The sequence below is a fragment of the Couchioplanes caeruleus genome (assembly GCF_003751945.1).
In the GTDB taxonomy this organism is placed as follows: domain Bacteria; phylum Actinomycetota; class Actinomycetes; order Mycobacteriales; family Micromonosporaceae; genus Actinoplanes; species Actinoplanes caeruleus.
In genome coordinates this window covers 2,676,024-2,687,435 of the sequence record NZ_RJKL01000001.1, presented here as the reverse complement: position 1 = coordinate 2,687,435, position 11,412 = coordinate 2,676,024, and the positions used below count along the sequence as shown (strand labels likewise).

The 11,412-nt window shown below is 70.7% G+C and carries 10 protein-coding genes; 4 read left to right on the top strand and 6 right to left on the bottom strand.

All coding sequences use genetic code 11. From position 1 onward, the window contains the following. Positions 1 to 270 precede the first annotated feature (270 nt). On the bottom strand, positions 271 to 537 hold the full coding sequence (gene rpsT, locus EDD30_RS11795) for a 30S ribosomal protein S20 (RefSeq protein WP_071810155.1): 267 nt from the start codon (positions 535 to 537) through the stop codon (positions 271 to 273). Positions 538 to 841: 304 nt separating this feature from the next. Next, positions 842 to 1,804, bottom strand: coding sequence for a phosphotransferase family protein (locus EDD30_RS11790; RefSeq protein ID WP_071810154.1), 963 nt, complete (start codon positions 1,802 to 1,804; stop codon positions 842 to 844). A gap of 101 nt (positions 1,805 to 1,905) precedes the next feature. On the opposite strand from EDD30_RS11790, the gene EDD30_RS11785 reads away from it, so the two are divergent. The 4 genes from EDD30_RS11785 to EDD30_RS11770 all read left to right on the top strand — a co-directional run bounded on the left by EDD30_RS11785 (position 1,906) and on the right by EDD30_RS11770 (position 6,285). After that, positions 1,906 to 2,439, top strand: coding sequence for a DUF4240 domain-containing protein (locus EDD30_RS11785; protein WP_071810153.1), 534 nt, complete (start codon positions 1,906 to 1,908; stop codon positions 2,437 to 2,439). Positions 2,440 to 2,728: 289 nt separating this feature from the next. Then, positions 2,729 to 3,634: an MOSC domain-containing protein gene (locus EDD30_RS11780; protein WP_244945210.1), complete on the top strand. Its 906-nt coding sequence runs from the start codon at positions 2,729 to 2,731 to the stop codon at positions 3,632 to 3,634. A 212-nt stretch (positions 3,635 to 3,846) separates the two neighbouring features. Continuing rightward, on the top strand, positions 3,847 to 5,727 hold the full coding sequence (gene lepA, locus EDD30_RS11775) for a translation elongation factor 4 (protein WP_071810152.1): 1,881 nt from the start codon (positions 3,847 to 3,849) through the stop codon (positions 5,725 to 5,727). A 279-nt stretch (positions 5,728 to 6,006) separates the two neighbouring features. Then, on the top strand, positions 6,007 to 6,285 hold the full coding sequence (locus tag EDD30_RS11770; protein ID WP_071810151.1) for a GlsB/YeaQ/YmgE family stress response membrane protein: 279 nt from the start codon (positions 6,007 to 6,009) through the stop codon (positions 6,283 to 6,285). A gap of 234 nt (positions 6,286 to 6,519) precedes the next feature. Here the strand turns inward: EDD30_RS11770 and EDD30_RS11765 are convergent, their stop codons facing one another. The 4 genes from EDD30_RS11765 to EDD30_RS11750 all read right to left on the bottom strand — a co-directional run bounded on the left by EDD30_RS11765 (position 6,520) and on the right by EDD30_RS11750 (position 11,389). Next, entirely contained in the window at positions 6,520 to 8,232 is a 1,713-nt protein-coding gene (locus EDD30_RS11765; protein ID WP_071810150.1) for an NHL repeat-containing protein, read from the bottom strand. A gap of 149 nt (positions 8,233 to 8,381) precedes the next feature. Then, positions 8,382 to 8,519 (bottom strand): hypothetical protein, encoded by a 138-nt coding sequence (locus EDD30_RS11760; RefSeq protein WP_211278077.1) that lies wholly within the window; start codon positions 8,517 to 8,519, stop codon positions 8,382 to 8,384. Positions 8,520 to 8,754: 235 nt separating this feature from the next. Continuing rightward, positions 8,755 to 10,410, bottom strand: coding sequence for a PAS domain S-box protein (locus tag EDD30_RS11755; protein ID WP_071810149.1), 1,656 nt, complete (start codon positions 10,408 to 10,410; stop codon positions 8,755 to 8,757). A gap of 139 nt (positions 10,411 to 10,549) precedes the next feature. After that, positions 10,550 to 11,389 carry a hypothetical protein gene (locus EDD30_RS11750; protein WP_071810148.1) on the bottom strand — a complete coding sequence of 280 codons (840 nt, stop codon included), beginning with the start codon at positions 11,387 to 11,389 and terminating at the stop codon, positions 10,550 to 10,552. Positions 11,390 to 11,412 lie beyond the last annotated feature (23 nt).

Genomic DNA, 11,412 nt, shown 5'->3' with positions numbered 1-11,412 from the left:
GGGCCCATGCGTGCGGACGCGTCTCGGGCGGCAGGCTGGCTGTGTGTGCGGCGGCCAGCTCAGGGCCGTGCGGGCGGGTGCGGCTCAGGCAGCGGGCTCGCCGCGCGTGTGGATGCAGCTCAGGCAGCGCTCCGGCGCGTGGTGGTATGAGCGGGCCGGCGGCGTGCGGATACAGCTCAGGCACCGCTGGACCCGGGAGTCCGGCGGTGCCTGGAGAGCGATCTATGACCCGGTCGTGCCCCGAGGGGTGCGACCGTGAACGGTCAGTGATCAGGCAGACAGCGAGGCGACCCGCTTGGCGATGGCCGACTTGCGGTTCGCCGCCTGGTTCTTGTGAATGACGCCCTTGCTCACGGCCTTGTCGAGCTGACGCGAGGCGTCACGCAGCAGAGCGGTGGCCGTCTCGGTGTTGCCGGCCTCGCTCGCCTCGTTCAGCTTGCGGATCACGGTCTTCAGCGACGACTTGACCGACTTGTTGCGCAGCCGGGCCTTCTCGTTCTGCCGGTTGCGCTTGATCTGGGACTTGATGTTCGCCACGCGACAGCCTTGTCCTGACTAGTTCGGATGATGTACTCGGACGGTGGCGACGACGGCAAGCAGCAGCGCGTCACCACACGCGACGAACCAATGTATCAGGCCTGATCGGGCCCGCCCAAATCGAGCAGTCCACGAGGCCGGTCCGTCCCGTGGAAGGTTAGCGGGTCACCGGCGGCAGCCGCGGGGCGGTGACGGTCGGGCGCCGAAATGTCCGACTCCGGCGGGAGCTGCACCGTTCGCCGTCGAGGGCCCCACCACCCTGCAGCACCGTCTCCCTCGCCGGCGACGTGCCGGTTGCTCGGTTTCAGTTCCGCGGGTGCCAGTTGCGCCGGGCGGCCAGCCACGCCAGCGCCTGCTCGCCGCTGAACCTCTGGTGCTGCCGGCTGTGCGGTGAGGCGGTGCTCGGCCTGCCGGCCGCGCGCGTCAGCCAGTGGCCGCTCAGCGCCGCCAGCGCCCCGTCCACTCCCGCCGCCGGCGCCGCCCACGGCGCGAGCAGACCATCCGCGTCGAGGCCGCTGGCGTACGCCGTGACCAGCAGAGACACCGTGTCGAACCAGGGTGCGCCCAGGCACGGCCAGGTCCAGTCGCACAGCCAGGCTTCCCCGTACGCATCGATCATGATGTTGTCTATCCGCAGGTCGCCGTGGAGCATCCCGGGCCCGGTGACCAGTGCCGGCAGCCCGTGTTCGAGGCCTGCCAGATCGTCGAGGCGCTCGCGGACCCATCGTGGTGCCGGGGGAAGAGGGGCTCGTCCGCCCGCGATCTCCGACCACCAGGACAGTTCGCCTCTCACGAGGTCGCTCAGGTGCGGCAGCCCGGGGCTCGTCGGCCGGGACAGCGCGGCGGCGGCCGTGTGCCACGCCCGCAAGGCCGCCGCGAGGTCGTCCGGCTTCCACGGCAGATCGGGTACGCGTCCGTCGAGCGCTTCCATGCACAGCACGTAGTGCCCTTCCGTCGCCAGCGTCCAGCGTGGCCGTGGCGCCCGTATCCCCGGGGGCAGCGCGGATGTGACGACCGCCTCACGGGCGTACGCATCGGCATCGGGATGGGTCAGGGGAGCCGCCTTGAGGAACGCGCGCTCACCGGCCGAGGTCTCGACAACGGCCGCGAAAGCTCTGGTGAACCCGCCGCCCGCGGTGGTCGAGGCGGTCACCCGGGCGCCGAGCCGCGCTTCGATCGCGGCCCGCAGGGGCAACGGCAAATCCCCCCAATCCGGGCGTACGGCGGTAGCGCCGTAAGCGACCTCGGGCAGCGATATCGGACGCATGCCCCCATCCTGCCTGCGGTGCTCCGCCGCCGCCCGGGCCGGTGGGGTGGCGGGCGCCGACCTCCCCGTTTTTGTCGTACCCGGCTGGCAGGCTGTCGCCCATGAGAACGGACGACTTCTGGGCGGTCATCGACCGGGCGACCGCCGATCGGCCGGGTTCGCCCGACGAGGTGGCGAAGCGGGCGGCCGCCGACCTGGCCGGGCGCGGCCCCGCCGAGATCGTGGCGTGGGCCCGCCACCTCGACAAGGTGATGGCCGCCTCCGGCAAGGAGGACCTGTGGGCGGCGGCCTACCTGATCAACGGCGGCTGCTCGGACGACGGCTTCGACCACTTCCGGGGCTGGCTGATCGCCAACGGCCGGGACGTCCTGGCCCGCGCCGTCCGCGACCCCGACTCCCTCGCCGACCTGCCCTCGGTCCGAGCCGCGGCCTCGACGGGCGCGGTGTTCGAGGCGGAGGAGGTGCTGACGATCGCCCAGGTCGCCCACCGCGACGCGACGGGTGACGAGCTGCCACCCGCCGACGCCATCCCGAGCCGCCCGGACGCCTCGATGCTCTGGGACTTCGACGACGAAGACGAGATGCGGCGCCGCCTGCCCCGCCTGTCCTCCCTCTTCCTCGAGCCCCCGGAGTAAACCCCTACTCGCCTTCGCTGGAACCCGGGTAACCCCCGTTGCTGGGGCCGGGAGCGCCCCGCCGCTCCCATTGCTCGGGCCTGGAGTGATCTGCCACTCTCGGTGCCGCCGAGCGACGGTCCGCCGAGGACGAATTGGACAGACTGGCGCGATGAGCATCCCTCAGGACACACCCGCCGTGGGCATCCCTCGGCAGGACGCACACGCGACGAGCATCCCTCGGCAGGACGCACCCGCGATGAGCATCTCTCGGCAGGGCGTCGCCTCTCTGCGGGGCACGGTCGCGGCCGTGAGCCGCAACGATGCCTATTCCTTCAGCAAGCCGCAGCGGGACGCGATCGAGTTGGTCGCTGGCCTCGGCGTGCGTGACGACATCCATGCCGGCGTCACGGTCCGACACCGCAGCCGGGTCGCCGCGGATCCGACCCAGCCGAACCTCCGGCAGGTCCATCTGATGCAGGCCGAACTGCACGAAGAGGTGCGGAACCTCGGCTACGACGTTGCTCCGGGCGCGCTGGGAGAGAACGTGACCACGGTGGGTCTCGACCTCCCGTCGCTCCCTTGTGGAACGATTCTCCGCTTCGGGCCGCCCGTGGAGCCACAACGAGATGCCGCGAAAGCCGTCGGCCGGGCGGTGGGAGTGACGAACGAGGCCTTGGCGAGCGTGGCGGACGGTGGCTTGGCGGGCGGCGCCCCCGAGAGCAGTGGCGGCGCCCCCGAGAGCAGTGTCGCGGCGTCGGGCACGGCCGGCGGTGGCGTGGCCGGCGGTGGTGGTCCGGTGATCGGCGTGACCGGCGGCGCTGGCCTTGCCGAGGGTGTCCCGGCGTCGGACGCGGCGGGCGGTGGTGGCGCGGATGACGTTGTTGCTGTTGCTCGGCGGGTTCCGCTTGATGGGGCTACCGAGGGTGCCGTCGCGGTGCTTGCCGCTGTTGTCGCGGCTGCGGGGTCGGGGAGTGGGACGGGCGACCCGAGGCCTGCCATCGTGGTCATGGGGTTGCGTAATCCCTGCCAGCAGATCAATCGCTTCCGGACCGGGCTGCTCAAGCAGGTGCTCGGCAGGGATGCCGACGGCAACCTCGTGCGGAGGGCCGGTGTCATGGCCGTCGTGCTGCGCGGCGGGACGGTTCGACCCGGCGACGTCATCACCGCCGAGTTGCCCAGGGTGGTGCCGCAGCGGGCTCTGGACCGAGTGTGAACGGTCGGGCTCCACGGCTTCTGAGCGGTCGAGGTTTCACCGGGTCGGACCTGGTCTGACCGGGTTGTGGTGGGGAGGTTCGCGGGAAGTCGGCGAGCCTGGAGGATCGGGTCTTGTCCGGGGTGGGTTCGCGGCGTGGGACGATAGGAGGGCCGGACCTCGTGCCGGTTGCCAGTCGGCAGATCTGACCTGCGTGAGAAGAACGGACGAACGTGCCTGGACCGCTCGACCCCGGCGTGAACATCATCGGAGCGACCGATCCGGGTCGTATCCGCAACTTCTGCATCATCGCTCACATCGACCACGGCAAGTCGACCTTGGCCGACCGGATGCTGCAGATCACCGGCGTGGTCGACCCGCGGCAGATGCGCGCCCAGTATCTCGACCGCATGGACATCGAGCGCGAGCGTGGCATCACGATCAAGAGCCAGGCCGTGCGGATGCCCTGGGTCGTTCGGGCCGGTGAGCAGCAGGGCGAGTCCGCGGTCCTCAACATGATCGACACTCCCGGGCACGTCGACTTCACGTACGAGGTGTCTCGCAGTCTCGCCGCCTGTGAGGGGGCGGTGCTCCTGGTCGACGCCGCGCAGGGGATCGAGGCGCAGACCCTGGCCAACCTGTATCTGGCCATGGAGAACGATCTGCACATCATTCCCGTGCTGAACAAGATCGATCTTCCGGCCGCCCAGCCCGAAAAGTATGCCGAGGAGCTCGCCAAGCTCATCGGGTGCGAGCCCGGTGACGTGCTGAAGGTTTCCGGCAAGACCGGCGAGGGTGTCGAGCATCTCCTCGACGAGATCGTCCGGCAGTTCCAGCCGCCGGTCGGCGATGCCGACGCGCCCGCGCGGGCGATGATCTTCGACTCCGTGTACGACGTGTACCGGGGCGTGGTCACGTACGTCCGGGTCATCGACGGGCGGATCGAGGCGCGGGACCGGATCAAGATGATGTCGACCGGGGCCGTGCATGAGCTTCTCGAGATCGGGGTCGTCTCTCCGGAGATGGAGAAGGCCGGCGCGCTCGGTGTCGGTGAGGTCGGCTACCTGATCACCGGCGTGAAGGATGTGCGGCAGTCCCGGGTCGGCGACACCGTCACCGGCAACGGGCGGCCGGCCAAGGAGCCGCTCGGCGGGTACAAAGACCCGAAGCCGATGGTGTACTCCGGGCTGTACCCGATCGACGGCTCCGACTATCCGGCGCTGCGCGACGCGCTGGACAAGCTCAAGCTCAACGATGCCGCGCTCACCTACGAGCCGGAGACCTCCGCGGCGCTCGGCTTCGGGTTCCGGTGCGGCTTCCTCGGGTTGCTGCACCTGGAGATCATCGGGGAGCGGCTGGAGCGGGAGTTCAACCTCGACCTGATCTCCACCGCGCCGAACGTGGTCTATCAGGTGGTCACCGAGGACATGCAGGAAGTCGTCGTCACCAACCCGAGCGAGTTCCCGAGCGGCAAGATCGCCGAGATCCACGAGCCGGTGGTGCGGGCGACGGTGCTGGTGCCCAACGAATACGTGGGCGCGGTCATGGAGCTGTGCCAGAGTCGCCGCGGCAGCCTCCTCGGCATGGAGTACCTGTCCTCCGAGCGGGTGGAGCTGCGCTACACCCTGCCGCTCGCAGAGATCATTTTCGACTTCTTCGACCAGCTCAAGAGCAAGACCAAGGGGTACGCGTCCCTCGACTACGAGCCCTCCGGCGAGCAGGTGGCCGACCTGGTGAAGGTGGACATTCTGCTGCACGGCGAGCCGGTGGACGCGTTCAGCGCGATCGTGCACAAGGACAAGGCCTACAACTACGGCGTCACGATCGCGTCCAAGCTGCAGAAGCTGATCCCGCGGCAGCAGTTCGAGGTGCCGATCCAGGCGGCGATCGGCAGCCGGATCATCGCCCGCGAGACGATCCGGGCCATCCGCAAGGACGTGCTCGCCAAGTGCTACGGCGGTGACATCAGCCGTAAGCGCAAGCTGCTCGAGAAGCAGAAGGAAGGCAAGAAGCGGATGAAGATGGTCGGCCGGGTGGAGGTCCCCCAGGAGGCCTTCATCGCCGCGCTGTCGACCTCGGACGGCCCGGACACCAAGGGCGGCGCCAAGAAGTGACCTCTCGTCGGCGGCGCCCCGGATCCATGATCCGGGGCGCCGCCGACGTTTGTGGGTGGTCCGAGAGAGTGGTTCAAGGGGGCTGATTCCGCTCGGCGGGACGGAACCGGCTGTCCGCGGGTGAAGGGGCGCGAACAGCGCAGACGGCCTTGCCGCGGTCAGACCGGCAGGGAGTGGCTGAAAGGTTCCTGACAACTTCGCGGTTTGATTTTTCAGGTGCTCGGGAACTCTGCGGTGCGACGGACGCAACGAATGCTCCACCCCCGAGGAGGTACTCCAATGACTGTTACCGGCATCATCACCGCCCTCATCGTCGGCCTCATCATCGGCGCTCTGGGCCGCCTGGTCGTACCGGGCAAGCAGAATATTCCGATCTGGCTCACGATGGTCATCGGTGTCGTCGCCGCGCTGCTGGGCACCGTGCTCGCCCGCGCCATCGGCGTCGCCAACACCAGTGGGGTCGACTGGACCGAGCTGCTGTTCCAGGTCGTGCTGGCCGCGCTGGGTGTGGCGCTGGTGGTCGGCATCGGCGGTCGTCGCGGCTACAGCCGCCGCTGACCTCGGGCCCCTCGGGGGCTTGGAGGAGGAACCGCACCACCAGCAGGCGCCGGGTCCTGATGGACCCGGCGTCTCGCGTGTGCGCGCAGCAAACCGCGGCGCAGGCAGGGAACCACGCGGGTACCAAGGCGCGCACGGGCAGGAGGCCGGGCCCTGGCAGGAAGGCGTGCGCGGGCAGGAAGGCGTCGTCCGTGCCGCGCCGCCGAAACGCGCGCACGGGCACTCGCCCGCCGCTCAGCCGACCTCGTCGGCGTGCACGGCCGCGTGCGGTGGACGGGTCTGTACCGGCAGGTCCCGGAGGGCGACCGCGAGCGCGTCCCGGTCGGCGGTCAGCCCGACCGGTCCGCGCGGCGGGGGCACGTACCGGGCCAGCCGATTCGGCACAGTGGAATCGGCCGTCCGCAGCAGGCTGTAGAAGTCGCCGGCGTGCCCGGCGGTCAGCCGGAACAGCAACCCGGTGCCGATCTGGGTTACCCGCCGGCACCACAGGTCCACCTCGAACAGCCGGCCGCCGGCCTGCACGTGGATCCGCTCGTCCCGGCCGAGCAGCAGCTCGCCGTCGTTGGCCGTGGTTGGCCCGGTGAACAGGGTGTGCCGGGCCAGAACCGCCCCGTACGGGTAGATGCCGGCGTACATCGCGGCGTCGCGCCAGTGCCAGCCCTCGACCTGCCCGAGCCGCGGCTGCGCGGTGATCCGGCCGGTCGCAGGATCGTACCGGGCAAGCTGGCCGTTGATGTATGCGCTGACGTACACGGCTCCGTCCGGTCCGGTGGTGAGCTGGGCGAGCTGCACTGGGGCGGGCGCGAAGGCGAGCGTGTACCGGTCCAGGCGCCGGGTGCCCGGGTCGTAGGTGAACCCGCGGCCGCGGTAGTTGCCGGCGAGACCGTACAGCGCGCCGTCGATCCAGCCGTACCCGATGGCCGGGCCATCCACCGCCGGTGTCCCGGCGGCCGGCACGACAGGGTCTATCCGGTCCGCGGCCAGGTCGTACCGGCGCAGCGCTGATCCGCTGGTGAGGTACACCGCGGCGCCGTCCGGTGACACCGGCGAGACGCCGCGCGAGTCCATCGGGTACGTCGCCACGCCCGCGCCGGTCGACCCGTCGACCAGGGTCCGGCGCGCGCTGGTCACCGCGTCCACAACGGCCAGCGCGCCGCCGCCGTACACGAACACCCGACCGCCGGCGTAGTCGAGGCCGAGGTCGTCCAGCGTGCCGAGGGAAGCGAGGCCGGCGTCGACGGTGGTGCGGGTGCCGGTGGCCAGGTCGATCCGGACCAGCGTGGCCGGCCCAGGCAGGCCGACGAAGAGCTGGTGGTGGTCGGGGTTATACGCTGTGGCACGGGCGTACCTGTGACCCGGGCTCACCTCGCCGATGTCGGTCACCCCGGACGTGGGGTGATAGGCGAAGGCGTGGCCGTGTGGGTAGGTGCCGCCGTACACCGTGCCGTCCGGGCCGATGCTCAGGCCGTACACGAAGCTCTCCTCCGGCACCGGCTGGCCCAGGTCGGTGAGTTGGTCGTTTGCCGGGTCGAACCGGTAGAACCGGCCACTGTTGTACGTGCCCACGTAGAGCCGGCCGTCGGAGGCTACGGTGAGCGCCCACGCCCCGGCGGCTCCGCGCATCGGCGTGGTGGTGACCAGCTCGCGGGTGAGAGCGTCGACCACGTTGATCCGCGCGTCGTCGCCGGCCACCACCGAGTACCAGACCGGCCGGCCGGCGCGCGTCCCGAGCACGCCGCGCATCAGCGTCAGCGTGGACAGCACCGGGCCCAGATCATTGAACGCGCCCTCGCGGGCGCACTCAGCCGGATGGACGGGACCGGCTGGGTGGACGAAGCCGGCTGCCGGACCAGCGGCCTCGGCACGCCCAACGGGCAGCAGCGCGGACAGGGCGAGAACGAGAACGGCGAGCAGTCCTCCGCGCCGCTGCCACGGTGTCCGCCGCATGGTGGTTTCCCTGATCGGATCGGTGCAGGCAGCAGGCATCTCGCGAACTCCCGTAGCCGATGTGCCTGATAACGGTGCAAGTAGGCGCAGCGTATCGAGATGGTGACGTTCCAGCTACGTCCGCCTGCGACCACGAGGGCGCCAAGGGCTCAGCGCCGACCATGCGGGCTCGGTTCGGCAGCGGTCGTCGGAACCGCCGCGTACCGGCGGCTCAACCGCTGGTATGGACCGCTGCGCAGCGCGAGGGCGGTCGCGAACAGGCCGACGATGCCGGTCAGCACGAACACGAGCGCGAGGCCACGGTCGGCGCCGGTGCCCGCGCGGGCAGGAAGGCGCGTGGCAGAGCGGGCGCGGGCGGGGAAGCGCGCGGGTAGGAGAGCGCGCGCGGGCAGGGAAGCGGGGGCCCGACCTGGAAGGTCAGCCCGGCGCGCCCGCAACGGCCTGGACCGGGTCCTGGGCCGGGTGTGTGCCACGGGACGTTGGTGCACCCGTACTGATGAAGTGGAATGTCCCCCAAAACCCCTAATAGCGAAACTTGTGCTGCGCGCTGCGGCGGTTGACCCAGGCCGGCAATGCGTCGACATGCTCCACATGGGGGATCCGTTCGACCGGGTCGTGGGCCCGCGTCACGTCGCGGATCGTCACCACGAAGCCCTGGACCAGACGGTCCCCGCGCAGATCGCGGTACGTGGCCTCGACGAGGATCTGGGTGTCGTCGGGGCGGCGCAGGGCGCAGTACAGCACCCCGTCGCCGTCCTCGCGGAGGGCGCGGCGGACGTGGCTGGTGTCGTCGGGGTGGACCAGGTCCAGCAGCGTGGCGAACGGCGGGAGCTCGTCGGTGCCCATCAGGTCGTGCAGGGCGGGGCTGGCGTAGCGGATGACCTGGTCGTCGTCGACCACCAGCATGATGTCCGCGGTGTTGCGGATGACCGCGCGCAGGTAGAGGTCGCTGTCTCGGCGGCCGACCGCGTCGACCAGGCTGATGCGGTCCAGGGCCAGGGCCGCCTGGCCGGCGAGGACCTCGAGGGCGTCGCGGCTGGCGGCCAGGATGTCGCGGCGGCCCTCGAGGACGAGGGCGCCGCCGCTGGGGCGGGCGACCGCCAGGGGTTCGAGCCAGAGGGGGCACACCAGCGTGACGTCGCCTGCTTCCCTGGAGTCGGGGGAGTGGGAAGGATCGAGCCACCAGCTGCGCGGGCGGGGGCCGCTCGCCGCCGGGGGTAAGGCCTCGAGGGCGAGCTGGCGGTCGTCGGTGGCGAACACCACGCGCGTCAGGTCGTTCGGAGGCAGGAGCTGGGCCACCGCTCCGTGGACGGCGCGGTCGACGGCGGCCTCGTCCGCGGCGGCGACCAGGGCCGCGCTGGCCTCGCGCAGGGCTCGTTCGCGGACCAGGGCCTGGCTGTTGAGCGTGACCGAGTCGGCGAGGCGGGTGATCGTCAGCACCAGGGTAAGGGTGGAGGCCACCGCGATGACCACGCCGTCGGTGACCGTGCCCGACACCGCCTCGACCAGCAGGACCAGCGGGGGTGTGGCGACCGAGAGGCCCAGCAGCGCCGCCCAGCGGCCCTGCCACGGGGGCGGGTGTGTCGGGATCGGGCTGGTCAGGCGGACCATCGAGGGGTGCAGGGCGGCCGCGCCCCACGCGACGTAGAGGACCATGTAGCCGATCTCGCTCGGCCACCGTGGGTCCAGGCCGTACGCGACGTCGCTGGCGAGCATGCCGATCGCGCCCGTGCAGAGCAGCAGGGCCGACCAGTTGAACCAGGCCGCCGCCGCCAGCCGGACGGTGACCCCGATGAGCAGCAGCGCGCCGATCACGTCCGTCGCGGAGATGGCGCCGATCCTGCCGCTGTCGCCGATCAGGAAGACCCATCCGACGAGCAGGGCCGCGCAGGCGGCGGCGAGCAGGTCGATGAGTCGGGCGCGGCTCATGAGCAGGGCGCCTCTGCGGGTGAACTGCAGCAGCGCGAGCGCCACGAAGACGAACATCGTCAGGTAGAAGATCGACGCGGCGTCGCGCGCGGCCAGCGCGTAACAGACATCACCGACGGTGAGGCAGACGATCGATGCGGCGAGCAGGAGCCAGGGTGCGAGGCGGGCCGGCCGGTGGCGGCTCAGCCCGACGGCGAAGGCTCCGACGCTCGCGGCTCCGAACAGGATCCATTCCAGGGCTTGGAGCACGGAAGTAACTAGTACCAGTACGGTCGCTGTCTGTCCATGTCGATGTATACGCAGCGCTATGACCAGGAAAGCCGTACGCGACGACGCCGACCGGTGCGCATCCTCGTGAATACAGGAATGAATCCAGGAACGCCGCAGGTCAGCGGAAGACCTCGGCCACCACCGTCTCGCTGCCGACCCGGCGGTCGCCGGTTACGGGCTGCCACTTCCCGTCCGGCGCGGTCCATTCGCGGTCGGCGAAACGTACCCGTTCGAGGCCGGTGGTTTCGGCGTGCGACACCAGCCAGTGCGCGTAGCGCCAGCCCGAGCTCGGGTCCTTGACGGCGACGGTGACGTCGGCCGCCGTCGTCGCCTCGATGCCCCAGTCCAGGGTGAACACCTCCGCCAAAGCGGCCGCCGCGGCCGCGCCCCGCAGCGCGGGCTTGCCGCTGACCGTGCACTCGACGGCGCCGGTCGCCCGCCCGGTGAGCGCGCGGGCGAGCACCTCGGACTCGTCGGCCCACTTCTCGTACGCGTTCGGGAACGCCGACCGCTGCACCTTCTGCGCCGCGTCCGTGACCCGCATCGTCTTCCAGCCCTTGACCTTCTTGAGCGCGGCGTAGAACTTGTCCGCCGCGTACCGAGGGTCCTGGATCTTCTCCGGGGTGCCCCACCCCTGGCTGGGCCGCTGCTGGAAGAGGCCGAGCGAGTCACGGTCGCCGGTGTCCAGATTCTCCAGCTTGGATTCCTGGAAGGCGGTGGCCAGCGCTACCACGACGGCCCGCTCGGGCATCTTGCGCCGCATGCCGACGGCCGAGATCGTCGCCGCGTTAGCCATCTGCACGGAGTCGAGGGTGACCTCGCCGTCGGCCCGGACCGTGCACTCCGGTCCGAGCCGTGGCAGCTTGAGCCCGCCGGTGAAGGACTTGCCGGCGAAGAACAGGCCGAGCGCACCGATGAGGATGACCACTACGGCCACCGCGACCGGCTTCCGCTTCACCGCTGCCTCCCCTTGTCGTCGGC